This is a genomic window from Xanthomonas sp. LMG 12459 (assembly GCF_009192905.1).
GTDB classification, from domain to species: Bacteria; Pseudomonadota; Gammaproteobacteria; order Xanthomonadales; family Xanthomonadaceae; genus Xanthomonas_A; species Xanthomonas_A sontii.
In genome coordinates this window covers 231613-256449 of sequence record NZ_NSGT01000022.1, presented here as the reverse complement: position 1 = coordinate 256449, position 24837 = coordinate 231613, and the positions used below count along the sequence as shown (strand labels likewise).

Annotated in this window: 17 protein-coding genes; 8 read left to right on the top strand and 9 right to left on the bottom strand. The window is 70.0% G+C overall.

The features are described 5' to 3' along the window. Positions 1–3: 3 nt before the first annotated feature. Complete coding sequence (locus CEK65_RS05800; RefSeq protein WP_017917572.1) at positions 4–1206, top strand: GAF domain-containing sensor histidine kinase; 1203 nt, start codon at positions 4–6, stop codon at positions 1204–1206. Between the two features lie 550 nt (positions 1207–1756). Here the strand turns inward: CEK65_RS05800 and CEK65_RS05795 are convergent. Both CEK65_RS05795 and CEK65_RS05790 read right to left on the bottom strand, forming a co-directional pair. Beyond that, positions 1757–2344 carry a phospholipid scramblase-related protein gene (locus tag CEK65_RS05795; RefSeq protein ID WP_152181063.1) on the bottom strand — a complete coding sequence of 196 codons (588 nt, stop codon included), beginning with the start codon at positions 2342–2344 and terminating at the stop codon, positions 1757–1759. 330 nt (positions 2345–2674) lie between these two features. Then, the gene (locus tag CEK65_RS05790) at positions 2675–3658 is read right to left on the bottom strand and encodes a LysR family transcriptional regulator (RefSeq protein WP_152181062.1); all 984 of its coding nucleotides are present in this window, start codon (positions 3656–3658) and stop codon (positions 2675–2677) included. A 167-nt stretch (positions 3659–3825) separates the two neighbouring features. On the opposite strand from CEK65_RS05790, the gene cobA reads away from it, so the two are divergent. After that, complete coding sequence (gene cobA, locus CEK65_RS05785) at positions 3826–5016, top strand: uroporphyrinogen-III C-methyltransferase (protein WP_152181061.1); 1191 nt, start codon at positions 3826–3828, stop codon at positions 5014–5016. A 29-nt stretch (positions 5017–5045) separates the two neighbouring features. Continuing rightward, positions 5046–6005 (top strand): cysteine synthase A, encoded by a 960-nt coding sequence (cysK, locus tag CEK65_RS05780; RefSeq protein ID WP_017908608.1) that lies wholly within the window; start codon positions 5046–5048, stop codon positions 6003–6005. Positions 6006–6056: 51 nt separating this feature from the next. On the opposite strand, the gene CEK65_RS05775 is transcribed toward cysK, so the two are convergent. Together CEK65_RS05775 and CEK65_RS05770 are read right to left on the bottom strand one after the other, a co-directional pair. Next, positions 6057–6443 (bottom strand): tetratricopeptide repeat protein, encoded by a 387-nt coding sequence (locus CEK65_RS05775; protein ID WP_152181060.1) that lies wholly within the window; start codon positions 6441–6443, stop codon positions 6057–6059. 95 nt (positions 6444–6538) lie between these two features. Continuing rightward, on the bottom strand, positions 6539–7639 hold the full coding sequence (locus CEK65_RS05770) for a nucleoside hydrolase (RefSeq protein ID WP_152181059.1): 1101 nt from the start codon (positions 7637–7639) through the stop codon (positions 6539–6541). A 254-nt stretch (positions 7640–7893) separates the two neighbouring features. Here CEK65_RS05770 and CEK65_RS05765 point away from each other — a divergent pair, with 254 nt between their 5' ends. Further along, entirely contained in the window at positions 7894–8409 is a 516-nt protein-coding gene (locus CEK65_RS05765) for an isoprenylcysteine carboxylmethyltransferase family protein (protein WP_017908605.1), read from the top strand. A gap of 22 nt (positions 8410–8431) precedes the next feature. Here the strand turns inward: CEK65_RS05765 and CEK65_RS05760 are convergent, their stop codons facing one another. Continuing rightward, positions 8432–8929: a hypothetical protein gene (locus CEK65_RS05760; protein WP_152181058.1), complete on the bottom strand. Its 498-nt coding sequence runs from the start codon at positions 8927–8929 to the stop codon at positions 8432–8434. A 126-nt stretch (positions 8930–9055) separates the two neighbouring features. Here CEK65_RS05760 and CEK65_RS05755 point away from each other — a divergent pair, with 126 nt between their 5' ends. From CEK65_RS05755 to CEK65_RS05745, 3 genes are all read left to right on the top strand, one after another. Further along, positions 9056–9598 carry an O-acetyl-ADP-ribose deacetylase gene (locus CEK65_RS05755; protein ID WP_152181057.1) on the top strand — a complete coding sequence of 181 codons (543 nt, stop codon included), beginning with the start codon at positions 9056–9058 and terminating at the stop codon, positions 9596–9598. Between the two features lie 266 nt (positions 9599–9864). Beyond that, positions 9865–11571 (top strand): ShlB/FhaC/HecB family hemolysin secretion/activation protein, encoded by a 1707-nt coding sequence (locus CEK65_RS05750; RefSeq protein WP_152181056.1) that lies wholly within the window; start codon positions 9865–9867, stop codon positions 11569–11571. Between the two features lie 13 nt (positions 11572–11584). Further along, positions 11585–17509, top strand: coding sequence for an MBG domain-containing protein (locus CEK65_RS05745; protein WP_152181055.1), 5925 nt, complete (start codon positions 11585–11587; stop codon positions 17507–17509). Positions 17510–17698: 189 nt separating this feature from the next. Here the strand turns inward: CEK65_RS05745 and CEK65_RS05740 are convergent, their stop codons facing one another. Next, a complete protein-coding gene (locus CEK65_RS05740) occupies positions 17699–19738 on the bottom strand; it encodes a sensor histidine kinase (protein ID WP_226980479.1) in 2040 nt (679 codons plus the stop codon). Between the two features lie 94 nt (positions 19739–19832). On the opposite strand from CEK65_RS05740, the gene CEK65_RS05735 reads away from it, so the two are divergent. Then, entirely contained in the window at positions 19833–20516 is a 684-nt protein-coding gene (locus CEK65_RS05735; RefSeq protein WP_152181053.1) for a response regulator transcription factor, read from the top strand. A 147-nt stretch (positions 20517–20663) separates the two neighbouring features. On the opposite strand, the gene CEK65_RS05730 is transcribed toward CEK65_RS05735, so the two are convergent. The 3 genes from CEK65_RS05730 to pyk all read right to left on the bottom strand — a co-directional run bounded on the left by CEK65_RS05730 (position 20664) and on the right by pyk (position 24768). Then, the gene (locus CEK65_RS05730) at positions 20664–21668 is read right to left on the bottom strand and encodes a class I fructose-bisphosphate aldolase (protein ID WP_010341500.1); all 1005 of its coding nucleotides are present in this window, start codon (positions 21666–21668) and stop codon (positions 20664–20666) included. 118 nt (positions 21669–21786) lie between these two features. Further along, positions 21787–23196: an HD domain-containing phosphohydrolase gene (locus tag CEK65_RS05725; protein WP_152181052.1), complete on the bottom strand. Its 1410-nt coding sequence runs from the start codon at positions 23194–23196 to the stop codon at positions 21787–21789. A 105-nt stretch (positions 23197–23301) separates the two neighbouring features. After that, positions 23302–24768, bottom strand: a complete 1467-nt coding sequence (gene pyk, locus CEK65_RS05720; protein WP_010341498.1) for a pyruvate kinase — start codon at positions 24766–24768, stop codon at positions 23302–23304. Positions 24769–24837: the final 69 nt, after the last annotated feature.

Below are 24837 nucleotides of genomic sequence, written 5' to 3'. Positions count from 1 at the left end.
CGCATGTCTCCCGTCGAACCCGCCGCCGACCCGGTCTATTGCGCGGCCAAGCCCCGCAACGAAGCGCTGCGGCTGGACGCCTTGCACAGCTACGCGATCCTGGACACCCCGCGCGAGCCGGCGTTCGACGACATCACCCGGCTGGCCGGGCTGATCTGCCAGGCACCGATCGCGGTGGTCAACCTGATCGACAGCGAGCGCCAGTGGTTCAAGAGCGAGATCGGGCTGGGCACGCGCGAAACGCCGCTGGCGACCTCGCTGTGCGCGCACGCTCTGCTCGAGGACGACCTGCTTCTGGTGCCGGATACCCGCGAGGACCCGCGCTTCGCCTGCAATCCGCTGGTCACCGGCGAGATGCGCCTGCACTTCTATGCCGGCGCGCTGCTGAAGACCTCCGACGGTCTGGCCCTTGGCACCGTCTGCGTGCTGGACCGGCGCCCGCGCCAACTCAGCTACGAGCAGATCGAAGCGCTGCGCGCGCTGGCGCGGCAGGCGATGGGCCAACTGGAACTGCGCAAGGCGCTGCATCTGGCGCAGGAATCCGACCATTACCGCAGTCGCCTGATGGCCATCGCCGGCCACGACCTGAAGACCCCGCTGCGTACCGCGTCCTATGCGCTGAGCAAGCTGCAGCGCCAGCAGGACGCGGCGCAGGATGGGTCGCTGGAGACCGCACGTACCGCCTTGAACCAGGTCGCCAGCGGGCTCGACCAGCTCGCCACCAACGCCGCCGCCGGCGAGCTGCGCCTGCCGGCGCTGCAGACCCTGGCCCTGGCCGACGTGCTGGCACCGATCCTGGCCACCTGGCAGCCGCAGGCCGCGGCCAAGGGCGTGCAGCTGCGCAGCGTGCCGACGTCCTTGCGCGTGCTCAGCAGCGCGGCCTTGCTGTCCACGTTGCTCGGCAACCTGCTCGGTAACGCGGTCAAGTACACCGCGCAGGGCAAGGTGCTGATCGGCTGCCGGCGCCGCGGCGACCAGGTGGCGGTGGAGATCATCGACCGCGGCATCGGCATGGACGAAGAGGGCCTGCGCACCTTGTTCCAGGCCTTCCGCCAGGCCGACCCGCGCAGCGACGGCCTCGGCCTGGGCCTGTGGATCGTGCGCCGCGCCGCCGAGACCCTGGGTTGCACCGTGGAAGTGCGCAGCCAGCCGGGCCACGGCAGCCACTTCACCGTGCTGCTGCCGGCGGCGAGCACGGACGCCTGACGCCCGAGCCACGCTGGCGCAGGTGTACTTGCGCTGGCGACCGTCCCCTCATCCGCCCCTTCGGGTCACCTTCTCCCCGGGGGGGAGAAGGAAGATGTCAAGCGCAGCCGCGCAGCGTTGAGTCGCTAAGGCTTGGCAGGGAACAGTGAGGTTGAGGTCTTCCGGCAGCCTGCAGTCGGGACTGAAGTCCCTCCCACAATGGCCACGGCCACTCAGTGTGAGGGGCCTGAACTGCGCTGCGCTGAGCGCGGGTACTGGCACTGGCGACCGTACCCTCATCCGCCCCTTCGGGGCACCTTCTCCCGGGGGGAGAAGGAAGATGTCAAGCGCAGCCGCGCAGCGTTGAGTCGCTAAGGCTTGGCAGGGAACAGTGAGGTACTGAGGTCTTCCGGCAGCCTGCAGTCGGGACTGAAGTCCCTCCCACAATGGCCCCGGCCGCTCAGTGTGAGCGGCCGGGGAGCCGCCGCCGCGGGAATCCCGCTTTTGCGATTCCCCACTCCCGATTCCCCATTACCGGCTTCACCGCGATTCCCCAATCCCGGCCTCAAAGTCACTCCTTCAACACCATATCGATGCACAGCACCGCCGCCATGATCAGGATCCGCCGCGGATCCTCGGCCGGCAGGCTCTCGGCGATCGACAGCATGTAGTTGTCGGCGCTGGTGAACAGTTCCTTGCCCAGCCCGGCCCACTTCTTCGAGACCTGCGCCAGTTCGCGCTCGCCCTGCACGAAGCGGAAATCCCAACTGGTCCACTTGCCGCGCAGCGTGCACACCGGCGCGCCCTGGGCATCGAGCACATCGAACTTGCCGCCGATGGAGAAGAACTTCTGGCTGAAGGAACCGACCAGCCGATCGTGCTCGTCCAGCACCTCGACCTTGGACAGGAAAAGCGAGAAGCCACGCTTCACCGTCAGCACCTTCTGCCCTTCGGGAGTCCGCACTTCCACCTGGAACGGGGTCATGCGCTTGTAGTCGGAGAACCGGAAGATCTTGGTGAACAGGCCCAGGTTCGGCTCGCGGCATTCCAGCAGCTTGCGGTTGCTGTGCGGATCGAACACGTCGTAGTTGTTGGCGGCCTTGAACATGCCGACCTGTTCCTTGACGAAGAACAGGTTGTGCTGAAGAACAGGATGCATCGGGCGTCCTTGCGTTGGGAAAGTCGACGCGCCCTGGGCGGCGGCCGCACAGCGGCGGCGCGGTGCCGACAGCCGCCGGCACGTCCAGGGTCGCGGTCTGCCGGGCGGCAGCGCGGGCCGCATGATAGGGGGCGACTGCGGCCGCGGCAACGCGCACGGCAGGCAACCACGCCAGTGCGGGGTCTTCATTCCAGTGCAGGCCGCGACACCGTTGCCCTTACTTCTTTTGCCAGACGTCTGTCCGAAGCCAATCGACGTATCGATCAAAGGACGCCGCTGTCGCGATTCCCCAATCCCGACTCCCCATTCCCGGCTTCAACATTCCCGGCTTCAACTGGTAATGGTCTGGGTCAGATCTTCCCAGCTCGGCGGCGCTGGCCAATCCGGCTGCTGGTTGCCTTCCATCACCCGACGCAGGTCGCGGGTGTCGATCTGCGGCGCCAGGACATGCACCAGTTCCAGCGCGTAATCGCGCAGCACCCGGTCGCGCGGCAGCACCGCCCAGGCGATGCAGTCGGGAATCTCCGGCGGCGCCGGCCACGCGCGCAGGTCGGTGTCGTTGGCGCTCACCGCCATTTCCGCCAGCAGGCCCACGCCGAGTCCGGTGCGCACGTAGGTCTTGATCAGGTCCGCGTCGAGCGCGGTCAACGCGATCCGCGGCTCCAGTCCGAGCCGGCCGAAGGCGCGCTGCAGCGAGGAGCCGGCGCGCGTGGAGGATTCGTAGCTGATCAACGGCTGCGCCGCCAGCGCGGCCATGTCCGGCACCCGCTTGGGCACGTCCAGCGCATGCCCGCGCGGCACCAGCACCAGCCGCCGCCAGCGGTACAGCGGCACGGCGATGCCCGCCGCCGGCGCGCTACCGGCGGTGCTGACGATGGCGATGTCGGCGTCGCCCTGGCTGAGCAGGTCCAGCGCCGCGCTCTCGGCGGCCTGCTGCAGATGCACGCTGACCTGCGGATAGGCCTGTTTGATCTGCGCCACCGCCGGCGGCAGCACGAAGCGCGCCTGGGTGTGGGTGGTGGTGAGGGTCAGCTGGCCCTGGCTCTCGCGGCGCTGGTTGGCCGCGTAGGTGCGGATGTTGTTGGCCTCGGCCAGCACAGCGCGCGCGCGCTCGATCACCTCGCGCCCGGCCGGGGTCACCGTTTCCAGGCTGCGGCCCTTGCGCACGAACAACAGGAATCCCAGTTCGTCCTCCAGTTGCTTGAGCTGCTTGGACAGCCCGGGCTGGGTGGCGTGCACGCGCGCCGCCGCCAGGGTGATGTTCAGATCGGCATCGGCAATGGCGACGAGGTAGCGGAGTTGGGTCAGCGTCATCGGGACGAGGGCGAGGCGCCGCCAGGCGGGACGCTCGACTGTAGTGGAATTCGGCCTTTCACCTTATAACCGAAAGCTATCTGCCTTGGGCATGAAGTCATTTCCTGGGGCTATGAGCCGGCGCTACGGTCGTCGCTCCCTCCTGCCCTGCGTCGCGAGCCGTCCTTGTGAGTCCAGCCCCGATTGCCCTGTATCCGGACCTGCGCGACCGGGCCGTGCTGGTGATCGGCGGCGGCGCGGCCGCCGAGCGCCAGCTGCAGGCACTGCTCGCCGCCGGCGCCCTGCCACGGGTAGCCGCGCCGACCCTGACCCCGGGCTTGCATGCGCTGGCCGCGCAGGGACGGCTGGTCTGGCTGCCAGGCACCTTCAACAGCGCCTGGCTGGACAGCGTCTGGTACCTGATCGCCGCGAGCGAGGACGCCATGGCCAACCGCCAGGCGCTGCAGGCCGCGGCCGCGCGGCGGGTGCTGGCGCAAGCCGTGCCGGCCGAGCCGGCGTCCGCAGCCAATGCCGCTGCCGCCGAGACCGCCGCACAGCATGCGCTGCCGCTGCGCCCAGGCAGCGTGACCCTGGTCGGCGCCGGGCCCGGCGATCCCGGCCTGCTCACCGGCAACGCGCTGCACGCCCTGCGCCAGGCCGACGTGGTCCTGCACGACCGCCTGGTCAGCGCCGCGATCCTGCAGCTCATACCGACAGGTACCGAACGCATCGCCGTCGGCAAATCGGCCGATGGCCACAGCGTCGCACAAGAGCAGATCCACGCCCTGCTGCTGGAACACGCGCGGCGCGGACGCCGGGTGGTGCGGCTGAAGGGCGGCGACCCGTTCGTGTTCGGCCGCGGCGGCGAGGAACTGGAATACCTGCGCGCGCACGGCGTGGACTACGCGGTGGTGCCCGGCATCACCGCCGCGCTGGCCTGCGCCGCCTACGCAGGCATCCCGCTGACCCATCGCGACCACGCGCAATCGCTGCGCCTGGTCACCGCGCACTGCAAGGCCTCGCTGGACACCCTGGACTGGACCGCACTGGCACAGGAACGGCAGACCCTGGCGGTGTACATGGGCGTGGCCGGCCTGGACACGGTGCGCACGCGCCTGCTCGCCGCCGGCCGCGCCGCCGGCACGCCGTTTGCGCTGGTGGAAAACGGCTCGCGTGCCGAGCAGCGGGTGGTGCGCGGCACCCTCGCCGACCTGCCCGACGCCGCCCGCGCGCATGCGGTGCGTGCGCCGGCGCTGCTGATCCTGGGCGAGGTGGCCGCACTGGCCGACACCCTGCACTGGTTCGGCGCCGCACCGCTGCACGCACTGCCCTCACCTTCCCCGAAGCAGGCGGCGCCTACCCTGGCCCACGCCGCCTGACCCGCCCCCCATTCCCGGAGACCTTGCCCATGGCCATCTACGACAACATCCTCGACACCATCGGCCACACCCCGATCGTCAAGCTGCAGCGGCTGGCGCCGGCGCACGTGGACCTGTACGTCAAGGTCGAGGCCTTCAATCCCGGCGGCTCGGTCAAGGACCGCCTGGCGCTGGCGATCGTGCTCGATGCCGAGGCGCGCGGCCTGCTCAAGCCCGGCGACACCATCGTCGAGGCGACCTCCGGCAATACCGGCGTGGCGCTGGCGATGGTCGCCGCCGCACGCGGCTACAAGTTCGTGGCGACGATGGTGGAAACCTTCTCGATCGAGCGCCGCAAGCTGATGCGCGCCTACGGCGCCAAGGTGATCCTGACCCCCGCCGCCGAGCGCGGCAGCGGCATGGTGCGCAAGGCCGAGGAACTGGCCAGGCAGCACGGCTGGTTCCTGGCCCGGCAGTTCGCCAACCCGGCCAATCCGGCCTACCACCGCAGCACCACCGCCGCGGAGATCCTGCGCGACTTCGCCGGCCGCCGGCTCGACCATTTCGTCAGCGGCTGGGGCACTGGCGGCACCCTCACCGGCGTCGGCGAAGTGCTGCGGCTCGCGCGTCCGGAAGTGCACATCACCGCCACCGAACCGGCCGGCGCGGCCCTGCTGCAGGGCCAGGAGTGGAAGCCGCACAAGATCCAGGGCTGGACGCCGGATTTCGTGCCCGAGGTGCTCAATCGCGAGGTCTACGACGAGGTGCTGAGCGTCGAAGACACCGACGCCATCACGGTGTCGCGCCGCCTCGCCGCCGAGGAAGGCATCTTCACCGGCATCTCCGGCGGCGGCACGGTGGCCACCGCGCTGCGCGTGGCCGAGACCGCGGCGCCCGGCGCGGTGATCCTGGCGATGCTGCCGGATACCGGCGAACGCTACTTCTCCACGCCGCTGTTCGCCGACATCAACGAAGGCAGCGACGACGACTGGCTGGCCGGCCTGCCGTAAACGCGCAGCGGCAGGCATGCGCCCTGGCGCTGCCGCATCGGCGCGGCATCGCTACTGTGCGTGCGGATCGAAGTACGCCGTCCACGATATCGGCGCGGCGCGCAGGCTGGCCGCGTGCCGGAACGCGGCCATGGCTTCGGCCTGCTGGCCCACGTTGAGCAAGGCCACGCCCAGATTGAAGTAGGTACTGCGATCGTCGGACTGCAGGCGCACGGCGCGGCGCAGTGCCGCCGCTGCCCGCCGGTAGTGCCCGCGATCGCACAGCACCGCGCCCAGACAGGTGAGCGGGCGTGGATCGGCGGGTGCCGCTCTGGCCGCGGCGCGCACAAGTGCCTCGGCCTCGGCCAGCAGCGCATCGGCACGCTGCGGCTCCCGGAACGCTGCCATGACCAAGGCCTTCGCCTGCGCGAGGCGGTCGTCGGGCACGGATGCGCTCATGCCGGCACACCGCAGGCCGGCGTCCCGCCTGCCCCGCACGCGAGCGGCAGGACGACGTGGCGTGCACCGGACTGCAAATCCGCGTGCGCCATGCCTCAGACCGGCAGCGGCGCGCCCAGCGCCGGCGGCTGCGGCGCGGTCAGGCGCTCGATCAGCAACTGTTCGATCGCTTCCACGTCGACCTCGCGCACCACCTGTTGCGCCTGCTCGCCCAGGCCCGGCTGATAGCCCGGCGCCCACGACAGGATGTCGCCATAGCCGGCGCCGAACTCGGTGTTGGTGTCCACGTACAGCGTCTCGCTGACGGTGGCCAGCTCCGGGCGCAGCCACACCGCGGTGGCCAGTTCGTCCCACATCGGGAAGCCAGGCTCGCGCCGGCGCAGCGCATGGCCGATCGGCGTGTCGGCGGCGCCCATCCGCGCCAGCAGCTGCGGGGTCAGTTCGGTGGCGGTGGACGGATCCACCGGCACCATCACCATGCGCCGCCACGGCGCGCGCATCACGATGCTGGCCGCTTCCGGGTCCCAGCGGATGTTGAATTCGCGCCGCGGCGAATTGACGAACTCGCGCGCGAACTGCGCCGCCGACACGCTGTCGCGGCGCTGCCGCGGATTGAGGCTGCCGCCCATGTAGACCAACTCCTTGGCCAGCGTGGCGAAGTCGGGATCGAGCCGCTGCGCCAAGGCCAGATTGGTCAACGGCCCGGTGGCGACGATGCTGACCTCGCCGGGGAACTCGCGCACCTTGCGGATCATGAACAGCGCCGCCGGCTCGCTGGCCGCCTGCACCACGGTGGGATTGCCCAGCGGCAGGTCCGGGACCACGTCGTGGGCGTGGTAGCGCGGCGCGCTCTGCACGGTGTCGTGCTCGACCCACTGCCGGGTCCAGGCGCCCTTCCACAGCAACTTGCCGTACAGCGCTTCCCAGCGTTCGGTGGCCACCTCGCTGTTGAGCAGCGGGAACACCGGGCCGGGCAGCACCGGCACTTCGCCACGCCCGGCGATCTCGAGCAGGCGCCGGGTATGCGCCAGCGCTTCGTCGCGCCAGATGTTGCCGCTGACCACCGAGATGCCCAGCACCTCCACCTCGGGCGATTGCAGCAGCAACAGCTGCGCAGGAGTGAAGCCGTCGATGTCGTCTTCGAGGATGACCCGGCGGCGCGGGGCGGCGGTGCTGCTGGCGGAAGCGATTGGCATGAGGCGGGACAATGGTGGCGGAAGGGGAACGACCGGCGCGTCGGGTGCGATCGACGCGGAACGACGCGACACGTCGAACGCAAGCGTCTGCGACGTGCCGCACGGGCGCTAGGGTAATCGGGTTTGCGCGCACTGCCACGCACGACGAGGCACTGCCGGGTCGCGCCCGTGCCCATTCGTGACGCGCGCGCGCGCGGACGCCGTGGGCAGCCGCGTAAACTTGCGCGGCCGCAACCGAACCAGGGAAGGACTGCATGCACGACCGAACCGACCGCACCGATCCACCGCCCGCACGCGCGCAGGCGCGCGTGCCGTTGCTGGTGCGCACGACCTCGCCGGCGCATTTCCTGCTGGCGCTGCTGCTCGGCGCCAGCCTGCAGCACGCGCTGCCGTTGCCGTTGCCGCAGGGCGCTGCACTGGCCTGGCTGCAACTGGGCGGCGGCGCCGTCGCGCTCGCCGGCCTGCTGCTGGCGTGCTGGTGCTTCGTGCTGTTCGCACGCGACCGCACCACCCTGCTGCCCGAGCGCGCGCCCTCGCACCTGGTCTGCCACGGGCCCTACCGGCTGACCCGCAACCCGATGTACGTCAGCCTGACCCTGAGTTACCTCGGCCTGAGCGTGCAGATCGGCTGGCCGTGGTCGGCGCTGTTGCTGCCCTTGCCGCTGCTGGCCTTGCAGCGGGTGGTCATCCCCTACGAGGAAGCGCGCCTGCGCGAACGCTTCGGCAGTGCCTATGCGCGCTACTGCGCGCAGGTCGCGCGCTGGCTGTAGCCACTGGCCGCGTCGGCATGCCTCAGCGCGCCAGCCACCAGGCCGCCGCCGCAGCCAGCAACAGCACCAGCAGCACCCAACGCCAGGCCCCGCCGCGGTCGCCGGCGGCCACGGTCGAGGCAGCCCCCAGCGTCGGCGCCGAGCGCAGATGCCGCTGTACCATCTCCAGCGCCTCGCGCAGCGACATGTCCGGATAGTGCTCGAACACCAGCTTGGCGGCCGTGCGCCGCTCGCCGCGGCGCAGCGCCAGTTCCGCCGCCGGCGGCAGGCGCCGTTCCTCGGCCGCCACCGGCGCCTGCGCCCCGGTCGCCGACGTCGCCCCCGCTGCCGCACCGGAGGCGTGGCGGTCTAGCATCTCCGTCACCGTGCGCGCCGCGCCGGCCAGCAGCCAGGCATCGACCTGTTCCTTCGCACTGCGCAGGTCCATGCCGCTGTGCGCGCGCAGCAGCTTGATCGCCTTGATGATCTGGCCCTGCGCGAGGGCATCGGCGACCTGTGGCGGCGGCGGGTTCGGGTTCATGTCGCAAGTGCTGAGATGGGGGCGCGTCAGTCTTGCCGCTGGCCGGTTAAGCGGCCGTGGCAGCGCGCGGCGGCGGGTGGCGACACCCTCACGCATCCATCATTCGGCTCCCCTAAAGATCGGCGCATGAAGATCGAAATCTGGCAAGGCGACATCACCCAGCTCGACGTGGACGCGATCGTCAACGCCGCCAACGAGTCCCTGCTCGGTGGTGGCGGCGTGGACGGCGCCATCCACCGTGCCGCCGGCCCGGAATTGCTGGAAGAATGCCGGCGCCTGCCGGAACTCAAGCCGGGCGTACGCTGCCCGGTCGGCGAGGTGCGCGCCACCGCGGGCCACCAGCTCAAGGCGCGGCATGTGCTGCATACCGTCGGTCCGGTGTGGCGCGACGGCGCCCACAACGAACCGGCCCTGTTGGCCAACTGCTACTGGCGCGCCCTGCGCATGGCCGAACAGATGGGCCTGCACTCGGTGGCGTTCCCGGCGATCAGCTGCGGCGTCTACGGCTACCCGCTGCACCAGGCCGCGCGTATCGCGGTGGCCGAGACCGACGCCTGGCAGCGCGCGCATGCGGTGCCCAAGCGGATCATCCTGGTGGCCTACAACGACGCCACCGCCAAGGCGTACCGGCAGGCGTTGCGCGACGCGCAGTGCGCCACTGCAGCCTGAGCGGTCGACCCGGACGCTCTCAGAGATCCGGCGACTACCCGCGAATCACCACAGGGCCTGCGTTCCACCCGGGCGCAGGCACGCCCTGATTCACTGAGATGGCGGCCGCCCAGCGCCCGGCGCTGGCACAGCGTGCTGTGGGGATTATCCCGACACCGTGTCGGGGGACCGTGCAAAGAGTGATCGCGCGCTCAGATTCGCTCAGATTGATCGGCGGTGGGAAGGCTACATTGCGCGAGCCTCAACCCTAACGCCACCTTAACATCATGACGATTTCTTGCCGTCCGCGTCCGAGTACGCTGGCGAATGCCCTGTTCGTGCTTCCGTGGGCCGCCGGCCTGGCCTTGACGCTGACCTGTGCGACGGCACTGGCCCAGGAGGCCGCCCCGGCCACCGGCACCAGCACCAGCACCACCGACGCCGCGGCCCCGATCGCGGTACAGGCGATCCGCGTCACCGGGGTCGGCGACCATCCGCGCGAGCAGATCGATCCGGCGCGCCTGCAGGCGCTGGCCGACGCGCGCCTGCGCGCACTCGGCGGCGGCACGCTGCCGGCCCAGCTCAGCTTCGCGCAACTGCAGCAGATCGCCGACACGCTGACCCAGGCCTACCGCCAGGCCGGCTTCCTGGTCGCCCGGGCATATCTGCCGGTGCAGACCCTGGGGCCGGACCAGGTGGTCGAGATCCGCGTGGTCGAGGGCCGGGTCGGCAAGATCACCGTCGAGGGCACGCGCCGCTACGACGACCGCCTGATCGCCAGCCCTGCCCTGGCCCTGCAGGGCCAGATCCTGCGCCAGCAGGATCTGCAGTCGGCGCTGCTGTACACCCGCGACCTGCCGGGCGTGTCCGCCACCTCCGTGCTCAAGCCCGGCGCCAACCCCGGCGAGACCGACGTGGTGATCCAGGCCAGCGAGGAGCGCCCGCTGCAGGTCAGCGTCGGCGCCAGCAACTACGGCACCCCGAGCATCGGCCGCTACCGCGCGCAGCTCGGCGTGGACTGGAACAACCCGCTCGGTCTGGGCGACCACCTGTCGGCCAGCTATGCCTATGCGCTGGATCCGGCCAATACCTGGCAGGGCAGCCTCGCCTACCAGGTGCCGATCGCCGGCGTCGACGGCCTCAGCGCCAGCGCGTCCTACACGCGCAGCGTGGTCAACCTCGACAACGGCGCGTTCGCCGCGCTCGACATCCAGGGCCCGACCCAGCAGAGCGCGCTGGGCCTGGACTGGAAGTTCGTCAATTCCGATGCCTGGCGCGTGCAGAGCTGGCTGCACCTGGTCAAGGAAAGCTCGCGCCTGCAGGGCCTGGGCGTGCTGCTGTCCAAGCAGAAATTCGACGTGGCCGAACTCGGCACCAGCGTGCGCCACGACGACCGCCGGCTCCACGCCATCGACCTGCTGCAGCTCAGCGTGCGCGGCGCGCTCGACGACGATTCGCCGCAGACCGATTACCTGTACGCCCGCCACGACCGCCACTTCACCGTCGCGCGCCTGAGCTACACCCGGCTGCAGGGGCTGACCGCCACGCAGCGCCTGCAGTTGCGGGTCAACGGCCAGTACAGCGACGACACCCTGACCCCGCTGGAGCAGTTCTCGCTGGGCGGACCGACCAGCGTGCGCGCCTTCCCGCTCGGCGCCGCGCTCGGCGACCGCGGCTTCGACTCCGGCCTGGAGTACCAGGTGGACGCACCAGGCTTCGCCAGCGCCGCCTCGCCGTTCGGCGGCCGCGCCTGGGGTCAGCTGCTGACCGCCAGCGTGTTCTACGACTACGGCCGGGTCTACCCGAACGGCGCCAACCGCGCGGTGTACGACAGCGTCACCACCTTCGAGGGCGCCGGCGTCGGCCTCAGCTTCCGGCTGCCCGACTGGCACGGACTCTCGTTCGATCTGGCCGCGGCCAAGCCCACCGGCACCACCAAGCCGAGCGACGGCAAGGATGTGCGCTACTGGGCCCGCTTCGGCCTGACCTTCTGACCTGGGGATCTCCATGAACCGCATCTACCGCCTCGTCTTCAACCGCCACCTCGGCGTGCTCCAGGTCGCCTCCGAAGTCGCCACCGGCCACGCCGGCGCCACCGGCAACGGCGCGGCGCGCCTGGCCGCGCCGCTGCTGCCCTTCGCCCTGGCCTGTGCGCTGGCCGCGCCGGCTCACGCCAGCGGCGTGCCGTCGCTGTCCAGCGCCACCGGCGCCACCGTGTCGCAGAACGGCGGCACCCTGCAGATCGACCAGAACGCGGCCAAGGCGGTGCTGAACTGGAACAGCTTCAACGTCGGCAAGGACGCCAGCGTGGTGTTCGTGCAGCCGTCCAGCTCGGCGGTGGCGCTCAACCTGATCGATGCCAGCCGCGGCGCCAGCGTCATCGACGGCAGCCTGCGCGCCAACGGCAATGTGTTCCTGATCAACTCCGCCGGCATCCTGTTCGGCAACCACGCGCAGGTGAACGTCGGCGGCCTGGTCGCCAGTTCGCTGGGCCTGGCCGGCGACGACGACAACGGCTACCTGCTCGGGCGGGGCGACCATGGCGCCGCCAGCGTGGTCAACCAGGGCAGCATCCGCGCCGGCAACGGCGGCTCGGTCAATCTCGTCGGCAACCATGTCGCCAACCGCGGCAGCATCAGCGCCGACGGCGGCGCCATCCGCCTGCTCTCCGCCGATCAGGTCAAGGTGACCATGGACGCGGCCGGCGCGATCGGCATGCAGATGGTCGCGGCGGCCAGCCAGTCGATGGACGGCGCGGCGGCGGCGGTGGAGAACAGCGGCACGCTGCGCGCCAATGGCGGGCAGATCCTGCTGCAGGCAGGCAGCACCGGGCTGTCGCAGTTGCTGGTCAACAACACCGGCGCGCTCGAAGCCACCGGCATCGACACCTCCGGCGGCAGCGTGCGCCTGGTCGGCAGCGGCGGCGACGTGGCCAGCAGCGGCCGCATCGATGTCTCCGGCACCCACGGCGGCAGCGTGCAGGTGCTGTCCGATGGCGCGGTGAACGTCGCTGGCCGCATCGACGCCAGCGGCACCGCGGCCGGCGGCAGCGTGCGCATCGGCGGCGGCTACCAGGGCGGCGAACAGTTGCAACACGCCAGTGCGGCCACGGTCGCCGACGGCGCGCTGCTCGATGCCAGCGCGACCGGCCAGGGCAACGGCGGCTCCATCGTGGTCTGGTCCGATGGCCACACCGCGGTGCATGGCGCGCTGCGCGCCAACGCGGCCGGCAGCGGCAGCGGCGGCCTGCTCGAAACCAGCGGCCACACCGTCGACTTCTCCGGCATCGCCGTCGGCGCCAAGGGCGCCGGCCCCGGCAGCGCCGGCACCTGGCTGGTCGACCCGGAAGACCTGACCGTGGACAGCGCGGCCGCCAGCACCATCAGCGGCGCGTTGAACGGCGGCACCAACGTCACCCTGCTCACCTCCAGCACCAACGCCAGCGGCCCGGGCACCGTGAGCAACGGCAGCGGCGACATCAACGTCAATGCGGCGATCGGCTGGAGCGGCAACTCCACGCTGACCCTGGACGCCTACCACAGCATCTATCTCAATGCCGCCGTCACCGCCACCGGCAACACGGCCGGCCTGGTGCTGAACTACGGCGGCTACACCGACAACGGCACCGTCGGCGGCACGGGCGACTACTACGTCAACACCCCCGTCTCGCTCGGCGGCGCGCACGCCAGCCTGGCGATCAACGGGCAGGCGTACACGCTGATCCACTCGCTGGCCGACGCGGCTACCTATTTCAACAGCCCCGGCGCCTATGCGTTGGCCCAGGACATCGACCTGGCCGGCGTCACCCGCAGCAGCGCCCTGGTGTCCTCCTTCCAGAGCAAGCTGGCCGGCCTGGGCCACAGCATCAACAACCTGACCATCTCCGGCGCCAGCGGCTACGTCGGCCTGTTCGGCACCACCAGCAGCAACAGCCTCATCCGCGATGTGCACCTGGGCAACGTCTCCATCTCCGGCGGCTATTACGTCGGCGGCCTGGTCGGCTACAACCAGGGCGCGATCAAGAACGTCACCGTCGACGGCGTGGTGAGCGGCACCTCGGGCGGCATCGGCGGATTGGCCGGCTACAACCTGGGTTTGATCGACAACGGCGTGTTCAACGGCAGCGTCAACGGGCAAAACACCGTCGGCGGCGTGGCGGGCAACAACGTCGGCGCCACGATCCGCAATTCCCACAGCACCGGCAGCGTGACCGGCAGCTCCAGCAACACCGGCGGCCTGGTCGGCTACAACGACGGCGGCAGCCTGACCAACACGTATTCCACCAGCACCGTGAGCGGCACCAGTTCCGTCGGCGGCCTGGTCGGAACCAACCAGAACGCCGGCTCGATCAAGAACAGCTACGCCACCGGCAGCGTGATCGGCAGCAGCTCCATGGTCGGCGGGCTGGTCGGCATGAACTACCAGAGCACCATCGCCAACACCTACGCCACCGGCAGCGTCACCGCAACGGCCTCGGTGGGCGGGCTCGTGGGCGTCAATAACGCGGGTGGTGCCAGCGTCAGCTCCAGCAGCGTCAGCAACAGCTACGCCACGGGTGCCGTCATCAGCACCAACAACAACAACGTGGGCGGACTGATCGGCGCCAATTCGGGCAGCGTCAGCAATGCGTCGTGGGACGTCGACAGCACCGGCCAGGCCAATGCCATCAGCAGCGGGGGCGGCGGCAGCGCCACCAATCTGACCAGCTTCGGCAGCAACAACCGTTACAGCCACAGCACCTACGGCAATCTCGGCACCTGGGCGTTGCTCGCCGGCACCAGCAACGTCTACGTCGCCAGCGATGGCGTCGGCAGTCCGGCCTGGATCATGATCGAGGGGCAGACGCGCCCGTTCCTGGCCAGCGAGTACAGCACCACCATCGGCAACGCGCACCAGTTGCAACTGATGGCGTACAACATGGCGGCCAACTACAGCCTGTCGGCCGACATCGACGCCAGCCAGACCGCCGGCAGCAACGCCAGCGGCATGTGGAGCAGCGCCGGCTTCAGTCCGGTCGGCGACAGCAACAACGCCTTCACCGGCAGCCTCGACGGCGCGAACCGCGCGATCTCCGCGCTGACCATCGCCCGCGGCGGCACGTCCTACGTCGGCCTGTTCGGCAACACCGGCGCCGCCAGCCGGATCCTCAACCTCGCCCTGACCGGCGCCACCGTCACCGGCACTGCCTACGTGGGCGGCGTCGCCGGCTTCAATGCCGGCACGCTCAGCGGCATCCGCGTCACCGGCACCATGAGCGGCACCGGCAACTTCATCGGCGGCCTCACCGGCTACAACAACGCCGGGACGATCACCGGCGCGCAGACCAGCGGCAGCGTGGTCGGCAGCGGCGGCCCCTACAGCGGCAACTACGTCGGCGGACTGATCGGCAGCAACGCCAGCGGCACGATCAACGCGTCGTCCTCGTCGAGCACGGTCTCCGGCGGCAGCAGTGTCGGCGGCCTGGTCGGCAACGACTACCAGGGCAACTACAGCAACGTGCAGGCCAGCGGCAGCGCGACCAGCACCAGCACCGCCAGCGGCGACCATGTCGGCGGGCTGATCGGCAACGCCAATCAGAGCCAGATCCAGAACGCCTCGGCCAGCGGCAACGTCACCGCGACCACCACGCATGCGGGCGGTCTGCTAGGCCAGGCGTCCACCGCTACCCTCACCAATGTGCAGGCCAGCGGGAGCGTCTCCGGCTCGAACTACGTCGGCGGGCTGATCGGAGTGGCGAACAGGGGGACCATCACGAACGCGCACGCGACCGGTGGCGCATCGGGAGTCAGCTATGTCGGCGGACTGGTCGGTAACCTCTTCAGCACAAGCCTCAGCGACGCTTACGCCGTCGGCGATGTTTCCGGCACGTGGTACATCGGCGGGCTGGTCGGGTACAACTCTCGAGGCAGTCTGGCCCGTGTCTATGCCACTGGTTTCATCGCCGCCACCGAGTATGCGGGCGGCCTGGTCGGTTACAACCTGACCGGCACCATCAACGCGGCCTATGCCGGCGGCCGTGGCGTGATCGGCACCCAGTATCTCGGCGGTCTGGTCGGCTATAACGATGGCGGCATCATCAACGCCAGCTACGCCATCGGCGACATAGGCGGCAGCAACGCCGTCGGCGGCCTGGTCGGCACCAACAGTGGCACGATCAACGCCAGCTTCTTCGCCACCGACATCGGCGGTAATCCGATCAACGCCGGCCTGCGCTTGGCGGGCAGCAACACCGGCAGCATCGATGCGATCAGCGGCGGCAGGTCCTGGAGCGCGTTGAACACGCTGTCCACCTTCACCGATGCCGGCTGGGCGATCGACAACCGCGGCGGCACCGGCCAGACCTGGCGCCTGTACGAACACATGGGCACGCCGCTGCTGCGCAGCTTCCTGACCCCGTTGACGATCAGCACCAGCCTCTCCGGGCTCGACAAGACCTACGACGGCAACGGTGTCAGCGGCACGATCTCGTCCTATACGGCCGGCGGCGCCTTCAACCCCAGCCTGCTGTTCGGATCGTCGCTGCGCTACGCGACCGCAGGCAATGGCGTCGGCAGCTATACCACCGGCAACGGCATGCTGCAGATCGGTGGCCTGGCGTCCTCGCAGCAGGGCTACGACATCGGCTACGTGGTCTCCGGCGGCATCGCCATCACCCCGGCGACGCTGACAGTGACGGCGACCTCGGGCTCCAAGACCTACGGCGACACCCTCAACCTCAGCGGCTACCGCGTTTCCGGTCTGATCGGCAGCGACAGCGTCTCCGGGGTCGCGCTGAGCAGCGCGGGCGCCGGTAGCGGCGCCGCAGTGGGCAACTATGCCGTCACCGCCTCCGGCGCGACCGGCGCCGGGCTGTCCAACTACGTCGTCAACTACGTCGACGGCAGCCTGCGCGTCGATCCGGCGACGCTGCGCATCGTCGCCAACGACGCCAACAAGACCTACGGCGGCACCGTCACCCTCAGCGGCTACAGCGTTTCGGGCCTGCTCAACGGCGACACCGTCTCCGGCGTCGCCCTGAGCAGCGCCGGCGCCGGTGCCGGCGGCGCGGTCGGCAACTACGCCATCACCGCCTCCGGCGCGACCGGCGCAGGGCTGTCCAATTACGTCGTGACCTATGTCGATGGCAGCCTACGCGTCGATCCGGCCACCCTGCGCATCGTCGCCAACGATGCCAACAAGACCTATGGCGGCACCGTCAACCTCAGTGGCTACAGCGTTTCGGGCCTGCTCAACGGCGACACCGTCTCCGGCGTCGCCCTGGGCAGCGCCGGCGCCGGTGCCGGCGCCGCGGTCGGCAACTACGCCATCACCGCCTCCGGCGCGACCGGCGCCGGACTGTCCAACTACGTCGTCAGCTACGTCGACGGCAGCCTGCGCGTCGATCCGGCCACCTTGCGCATCGTCGCCAGCGATGCCAGCAAGACCGTCGGCAGCACCGCCACCCTCACCGGCTACCGTGTCTCCGGCCTGCTCAACCGCGACACCGTCTCCGGCGTCGCCCTGAACAGTGCCGGTGCCGGCAGCGGCGCTGCGGTCGGCAACTACGCCATCACCGCCTCCGGCGCCACCGGCGCAGGGCTGTCCAACTACACCATCAGCTACGTCGATGGCTTGTTGAACGTGGTCGCCGGCAGCGGCGATGGCGGCGGCGCCGCTGTCCAGTTGCCCACCACCACCGTGCAGGCGATCAACACCTCGGTCGCCGCCGCCACGGTGACCAGCGATGCCGGCAGCACGACAGAGACCAGTCCGCAAAAGGCTGAGGAGACGGCCAGGCAACTGGCGGCCGCGGCACATGGCGGCAGCAGCGGCACCGTGACGGCCGCCACCGACTCGATCCTGATCGTCGACGGCGGCATCCGCGCCCCGGCAGTCGCGTGCAGCCCGGGCGCGTCCAACGCCTCCGCGGACAGCTGCATCATCCGGCAGTAGCCGGGAATGACCTGACGACACCGCGCGGCGGTGTCGTCGGGTCATGGCACCGCTTTCGTCACGGCCCTCGCCGGCACACGAATCGGCACCGGGCTCTCTGCACGAACGCGCGGCGATCGATCGCCGCGCGCCCGATTGTTTTTGCTGTTGGCGCAGAGCGTGCGTCGGGATACGCACGGCCGCCTGCGATCAGGCATCCGTCGCCGGCGACACGCGCGACACTGCGAGCTGTGCATCCGGGCGGCGCGGCAGCAGCAATACGAAGCAGACCGACTCGTCGGGTGCCTGCCTGGCCAGGCCGACCCATCCCCCAAGACGCTCGGCGATGCGCCGCACCAAGTACAGACCGAGCCCCGCGCCCGGCGCATGCCGCGCGCTTTCGCCGCGGTAGTACTTCTGGAACAGCCGCTCGCGTTCGGCAGGCGCGATGCGTTCGCCCGGATTGGCGACCTCCAGCCGCAGCCCTCCGGCACTGCCGCGGACGCGCACGCGGATGGCCATGCCCGCCGGGCAATGGCGGTCGGCATTGGCGAGCAGGTTACGCACGGCCACCCGCAGCAGTCCGGTGTCGGTGAGCAGACCGTCGTCGTCGGTGAGAATCTCGCAGACCACGCGCTGCGGCGGGAAGTCACCGCACAGGTCGTCGAGCAGGACGCGCAGGGCGCACGGCTGCAGCCGCAGTTCCGAGGCCGCCTCGCCCATGCGGTCGTCGGCGAGATACTCGTCCACCAGCGCCAGCAGCCGTTGCGCCGCGTCGCGGATGTTGCCGCAGCGCACGCGATTGCGTTCCGGCGGCGCATCCAGCTTGCGCGCCAGCTGTTGCGCCGAGGTCATGATGACGGCCAGCGGCGTGCGGAACTCGTGCGACACCATCGCCACGAAATCGCGTTGCTCCTGCATGACCTTGCGCTCGGTCTGCAGCAAGCCGCGCAGGTCGTTCTCCAGCGCCTGCCGCCTGCCGATTTCGTTGCGCAGCTCTGCGGTGCGCAAGGCCACGTCACGCTCCAGCGCCAGACCGTGCCTGCGCGCGAGTGCCACCGCGGCCTCGGCATGCCGCCGTTCGCGCAATCGGCGCTGCCGCTCGTAACGACCGATGAGGAACACGCTCAGCAGCGTCATGTGCAGCATGGTGCCGAACGTGGTGGCGTACTGGGTCCACGCATTGACCGGGACGAATCCGAGGTTGCGCAGGAAGCCCAGCATCACCCCCAGATAGAACGGAAAGAACGCAAGCACGAAGAACAGCGCCGGCCGATAGCGGCGCCACAGCAGGTGCAGCCCCAGCCCCGCCAGCAGCAGGATCTCCAGCAGACCCAGCGACTGCACCGGCTGCATGCCCCAGGCGTAGTGGCCGGCGAGCACGAACACGGCGCACCCCAACGCGACCGCCCACAGCAGACGTGTGCCCCAGCGCACCAGCCGCGGATGAAAGGCGCGCAGGTTCAGTTGCCGGCTGGCGACCTGGAATCCCACCGGCAGACTGCAGGCGATGCTGATGCCCAACAGCGTGTCGCTCCACGCCATCGGCATGCCGGTGACCTGCTGCACCAGGCCGATGGACATCGCTTCGTTGAACACGCAGCCGCCGAGATAGGCCACGAACAGGCCACTCATGCGCGCGCGCGTGGCGAGCCAGAACAACACGTGCAGGCACAGCAGCAACAGGTAGAAGCCGAAATACAGGCCGAACTGCAGCCCCTCGCGCCGCGAGTGGTTATCGAAGGGCAGCCGTTGCCAGACGTCCAGACGGGTGACCAACGCGTTCTTGCTGCGCAACCGCAGCAGCACCTCGTAATCGCCCGCATGCGTTGGCGCGAACTGGAAGACCGGGCTGCGGTAGTCCACCGGCCAATCGCGCCGCGGCACGCGTTCGCCGCTGTCCCCCAGTGCGCGCCAGGCGCCGCCCTCGGGCCGCACGTAGGCCTGCACGTCGTCGAGCAAGGCATTGCTCAATCGCATCATCCAGCCGCCGGGCGGTACACTCTGGACATGAACAGGCAGGCGCAGCCACACGGCACCGTCGGCGAATCCCGCGTTGAGGCCGTCGGGCAGCCGGGTCCAGCCGGTCGCGGCGGCGGCCTGCACCACGTCCAGTCGGCCGTGCGGATCGTCCAGGCGCTGCAGATACCCGCTCGCATCCTGGTGCGCGCTGGTCAACGGCAGCGCCGCGACCGGGGATGGCGCCGCGTCGGCGGCCACGGCCACGCCCACCACAAGCCATGCGCCCACCAGCCAGCGCCACCATTGCGCCATCATTCGCCATACCGCACCCTTGCCAGCCGATGACGTTACAGCAAACCGCACTGCGCGAGGACGCGACTCCATGTCCGAGGTGATCCTGCTCGAGGACGAGCCGGTGCTGTGCGAAGAACTCGGCGAGTTCCTGCAGGATCTGGGCTACGTCGTCCTCTGCGTGGACAGCATCGCCGGCTTCCGGACGCGGTTCGATCCGGCGCGCCACACCATGGCCGTGATCGACGTCGGTCTTCCCGACGGCAGTGGCCTGGAACTGGTCAGTGAACTGCGGCGTGCCGGCCATCGGCTGGGCATCGTGGTGTTCAGTGCACGCAACACCGCCAGCGACCGCATCGCGGGACTGGAACTCGGCGTGGACCACTACCTGGGCAAGGGCGTCGATCTGGACGAACTCGCCGCCACCCTGGCGTCGCTGGGCCGGCGCCTGGCCCTGCCGCCGCCGGCGGCGCGCTGGGTTCTGGAACTGGCCGCCGCACGCCTGAACGTTCCCAACGCGCCGCCGGTGCCGCTGTCGCGCCAGGATCTGCTGGTGCTGGCCTGCCTGATGCGCCATGCCGGCGAGAGCGTGGGCCACCGCGAGATCGCCGACGCGCTGGGGGTGAACTTCCTCGAGTACGACCGGCGGCGGCTGGACACGCAGATGTACCGCCTGCGGCGCCGCGTGGAGGAAATCAGCGGACGCCCGCTGCCGGTGAAGACCTTGCGCAACAGCGGCTATCGCTTCCACGCGCCGGCGGCGTTGGCGCCCTGAGCGCCGCGGCGTGCCTCGCCGACGCGCCCTGCGGCCTGGCCACCAGTGCGCAAGCTCCGCTGCCGGCTCCCGCAACACGATGGCCCCGAAACGAAAAACGCCGGCGATGCCGGCGTTTTTCTTTCCTCGTAGGCGTTGCGGGGGTGATCAGCCCTGCCACTTGCCCAGCGCGGCCAGGCCGTTTTCCTTGGCGCGCTCGTACACCACCTGCTGCGCCTTGGCGAAATTGCCCTTCATGTCCTGCGCCCACAGCTTCAGCGCGGCCTGCTGCATGGCGCGGCCGTAGGAGAAGCTCAGCGGCCACGGCAGGTTGCCGAGCTGGTTCATCGCGTTGAGGTGCGCGGTGGACTGCTCGTCGGTCTGACCGCCGGACAGGAACACGATGCCCGGCAGGATCGCCGGCACAGTGCTCTTGAGGCACATCACGGTGGACTCGGCCACTTCCTCGACACTGGCCTGCTCGTCGCAGTCCTTGCCGGCGATGACCATCGAGGCCTTGAGGATGGTGCCTTCCAGGACCACGTTCTGCTCGTACAGCGCGCCGAACAGCGAACGCAGCGTGGCTTCGGTGACCTCGTAGCAGGTCTCGATGTCGTGGTCGCCGTCCATCAGCACTTCCGGCTCCACCATCGGCACCAGGCCCTGCTCCTGGCACAGCGCCGCGTAGCGGGCCAGCGCATGCGCGTTGGTCTCGATGCACACGCCCGACGGGATGTCCTCGCCGATGGTGATGACCGCACGCCACTTGGCGAAGCGCGCGCCGAGCTTGTAGTACTCCTCCAGGCGCGCGCGCAGACCGTCCAGGCCTTCGGTGATCAGTTCGCCCGGCATGCCGGCCAGCGGATGCGTGCCCTTGTCGACCTTGATGCCGGGGATGATGCCGTGCTCGGCCATGTACTTGGCGAACGGCACGCCGTCCTTGGTCTTCTGGCGGATCGTCTCGTCGTACAGGATCGCGCCAGAGATGTGGTCGCTCAGCTTGGGCGTGGTCAGCAGCAGCTCGCGGTAGGCACGGCGATTCTCTTCGACATTCTCGATGCCCACGCCGGCGAAGCGCTTGGCGATGGTGCTGGTGGATTCGTCGATCGCGATGATGCCCTTGCCCGGGGCGACCATTGCCTGTGCGGTTTCGGCAAGCTGTTCGATGCTCATACGGTTCCTGATGGCTGCAGCGGGGGAACGCCCATTATACCGGGCCGGCCTGCATGCATTCCGTTACCGCGGGAATTGCAAGCGGTTACAGGCGTAGACCGTGCATGTTCCCGGCACGTCAGCCAAGTGCATCCGTCATTGCGTCACACTGCGCCTCTTGTTCGGCCTGCGCGGTCTGCAGCGGCGCAGTGTCCAGGGCCGGCACCGGCGCAGGCGCGCCCTGCGCTGTCGGCAAGGCGATGTCGAGCGCATCGAGCAAGGGCTGCCAGTCGTCGGCACTGCGCGCGCGGCGGTGCGCCAGCAACGCGGCGTGGCGGCGCAGCCCCGGCAGCTGCCAGCGCAGCTCGCAGCAGACGCGATCGACTTCCTCGGCCGCTTCCGGCGCGGCGATCAGCCACGGCAGTTGCTCGACCATCTTGCCGGCGCCGGAATCGTGGATGGCCATGATGTAGCCCACGATCAACAGCAGCAGATGCTGCAAGGCCGCGCGCTCGTCCTCGCGCAGGTCGCCGCCGCGCTGCAGCCGCAACGCCTCGTCGCGCGCCCGCTCCAGGCCGTCGAGCAGGGCCGCCACCACCTCCCGCAGGTGCTGCGGATCGTGCGCCGGCGCCTGTTCCAGCGCGCAGTCGCGCAGGCGCTCGGTCAGCAGGTCGACCACGTCGCGCGGGAACTGTCCGGGCACCACGCGCAGCGCGATGCGCATCCGCGCCAGCGCCTGCGCCTGGCCCTGCTCGCGTTCGAACAACCCATCCAGCGCTTCGGCACAGGAGATCAACCGGCCCAACGGCGACAGCGCCGACGCGCCGACCGGATAGCCGGAGCCGTCGATGCGTTCGTGGTGCTCGCGTGCGGCCGCGGCCTGCTGCGCCGAGTACACGCCGGATTCGCCCAGCAGCGCGGCGCTGATCACCGGGTGCACGCAGCGCATGCGCCACTGCGCGAAGTCCTGCTGCGCCTCCGGAATCTCCAGCACCACCGGATCCACGTACATCTCGCCGAGATCGTGCAGCAGGCCGACTTCCGCGGCCTCGCGCATCGCCGCATCCGAGCGCGACAGCAGCGCCGCCAGCCAGGACACCAGCATCGCCACCCGCACCGCGTGCGAGAACGCGGCCGGCCGGGTCTGGCCGAGGGTGGTCAGCAAGGTGCCCGGCGCGCCCAGCGTGCGGGCGCGGGCCAGCATGGCCATCACCGGCTGCGCCTGCTCGCCCAGCAACTGCCGCAGATGCGGGTGTTCGTCCAGTTCGCGCTGCGCGGCCAGCTGCACTTCGCTCGGGCGCAGTTCCTCGCAGAACGCCAGCGAGGATTCCAGCGGACGCAGCAGGCGCCGCGCGATCAGGCGCTCGCGCAGGCCGGCGTTGATGCGCTGGCCCTTGGCGACGAGCAGGATGCCGCGGCGGTCGCGGATATCCTCGGTGACCACCAGCTCGCGCGTGGCCGAGGCCTGGATCAGGTGTTCAAGGCAATGCGTGCCGGGGCGCTCGGGCAGGTCCAGCCCGAGTTCGGCGTGCGCGCTTGGGGACGTCATGGGGGTGTCGCACGATCAGGGAACGGGAGGGCGCCGCGCCGTTCCATGCGCGATCGAACAGGTGTTGCCGACGGCGCGGCGGCCGGGGCCGCCGCGCCGCGTCCTTCAGAGTTCGCCCAGGCCGCTGGCACGGCCGTCCGGGCCGACCTCGAGCAGGCGCAGGGTGTTGGTCGCGCCGTGGGTTTCCATGTGCTCGCCGCTGGTGAACACCACGCGGTCGCCCGGCGCCAGCAGGCCGGCTTCGACCAGCACGCGGATCGCGCCGCGCGCGGCCTCGCGCGGAGTCAGGCCGCGGCTGTCGAAGTTGATCGGGAACACGTCGCGCATCATCGCCATGTGCCGGCGCGCGCCGTCGTGGCGGGTCACCGCGAAGATCGGCGCCTTGGCGCGGAAGCGCGACAGGTAGCGCGGGGTGCCGCCGGATTCGGTCATCGCCACGATCGCGCGCACGCCCACGTGCTGGGACAGGAACATCGTGGCCATGGCGATGGCCTGGTCGGCGCGCTCGAGGTTGCGCGGGGCCATGCCGAAGTCGGTTTCGGTCTCGAACTGGCGCTCGGCGCCCAGGCAGATGCGCGCCATCGCCTCGACCGCACGGATCGGATAGGCGCCGGCGGCGCTCTCGGCCGACAGCATCACCGCGTCGGTGCCGTCGATCACCGAGTTGGCCACGTCCAGCACTTCGGCGCGGGTCGGGATCGGGCTTTCCACCATCGACTGCAGCATCTGCGTGGCGGTGATCACCACTTTGTTCTGCGCCAGCGATTCCTTGATGATCTTCTTCTGCAGGCCGGGCAGCTCGGCGTCGCCGATTTCCACGCCCAGGTCGCCACGCGCGACCATCACCACGTCCGAGGCCTCGACGATCTCGCTCAGGTTCTCGATCGCCTCGGTGCGCTCGATCTTGGACACCAGCGCCGCATCGCAGCCGTGCGCGCGGGCGATGCGCCGCGCCTCGTTCATGTCCTCGGCGTTGCGGCAGAACGACACCGCGATGAAGTCGACGCCGATCTTGGCGACGATGCCGATCAGTTCCTTGTCGCGCTCGGTCAGCGCGCCCAGCGACAGGCCGCCGCCCTGCTTGTTGAGCCCCTTGCGATCGGACAACACGCCGTCGTTGAGCACGCTGGTGACGATGCGCTCGCCCTGCACCTCGACCACCTTCAGCTGCATCAGGCCATCGTCCAGCAGCAGCACGTCGCCCGGCGCCACGTCCTGCGGCAGGCCCAGGTAGCTGACGCCGACCTGGCTGGCGTCGCCCGGCGCGGCATTGGGGTCGGCGATGAGGTCGAAGCGGTCGCCGAGCTTGAGCGAGACCTTGCCCTGGGCAAAGCGCTCGATGCGGATCTTCGGACCGGGCAGGTCGGCGAGGATGCCGATCTCGGCACCGACGCGGGCCGCGGCGGCGCGCACTTCGGCGGCACGCTTGGCCTGGCCGGACGGATCGCCGTGACTGAAGTTCAACCGCACCACGTTGACGCCGGCGCGGAACAGATCCTCGAGCACGCCGGGCGGGTCGGTGGCCGGACCGAGGGTGGCGAGAATCTTGGTGCGGCGCTGGCGTTCGATCATGATGGCATCCTTGGAAAAAGCGCTCAAAGCTAGCACACGCGTCCATCACACAGCATGGCATTTCGGCAT

Coding starts and splice junctions, on each gene's coding strand:
- CEK65_RS05800 (WP_017917572.1), top strand. CDS start 4: ATGTCTCCCGTCGAACCCGCCGCCGACCCGGTCTATTGCGCGGCCAAG.
- CEK65_RS05795 (WP_152181063.1), bottom strand. CDS start 2,344: ATGCATCCTGTTCTTCAGCACAACCTGTTCTTCGTCAAGGAACAGGTC.
- CEK65_RS05790 (WP_152181062.1), bottom strand. CDS start 3,658: ATGACGCTGACCCAACTCCGCTACCTCGTCGCCATTGCCGATGCCGAT.
- cysK (WP_017908608.1), top strand. CDS start 5,046: ATGGCCATCTACGACAACATCCTCGACACCATCGGCCACACCCCGATC.
- CEK65_RS05775 (WP_152181060.1), bottom strand. CDS start 6,443: ATGAGCGCATCCGTGCCCGACGACCGCCTCGCGCAGGCGAAGGCCTTG.
- CEK65_RS05770 (WP_152181059.1), bottom strand. CDS start 7,639: ATGCCAATCGCTTCCGCCAGCAGCACCGCCGCCCCGCGCCGCCGGGTC.
- CEK65_RS05765 (WP_017908605.1), top strand. CDS start 7,894: ATGCACGACCGAACCGACCGCACCGATCCACCGCCCGCACGCGCGCAG.
- CEK65_RS05760 (WP_152181058.1), bottom strand. CDS start 8,929: ATGAACCCGAACCCGCCGCCGCCACAGGTCGCCGATGCCCTCGCGCAG.
- CEK65_RS05755 (WP_152181057.1), top strand. CDS start 9,056: ATGAAGATCGAAATCTGGCAAGGCGACATCACCCAGCTCGACGTGGAC.
- CEK65_RS05750 (WP_152181056.1), top strand. CDS start 9,865: ATGACGATTTCTTGCCGTCCGCGTCCGAGTACGCTGGCGAATGCCCTG.
- CEK65_RS05745 (WP_152181055.1), top strand. CDS start 11,585: ATGAACCGCATCTACCGCCTCGTCTTCAACCGCCACCTCGGCGTGCTC.
- CEK65_RS05735 (WP_152181053.1), top strand. CDS start 19,833: ATGTCCGAGGTGATCCTGCTCGAGGACGAGCCGGTGCTGTGCGAAGAA.
- CEK65_RS05730 (WP_010341500.1), bottom strand. CDS start 21,668: ATGAGCATCGAACAGCTTGCCGAAACCGCACAGGCAATGGTCGCCCCG.
- CEK65_RS05725 (WP_152181052.1), bottom strand. CDS start 23,196: ATGACGTCCCCAAGCGCGCACGCCGAACTCGGGCTGGACCTGCCCGAG.
- pyk (WP_010341498.1), bottom strand. CDS start 24,768: ATGATCGAACGCCAGCGCCGCACCAAGATTCTCGCCACCCTCGGTCCG.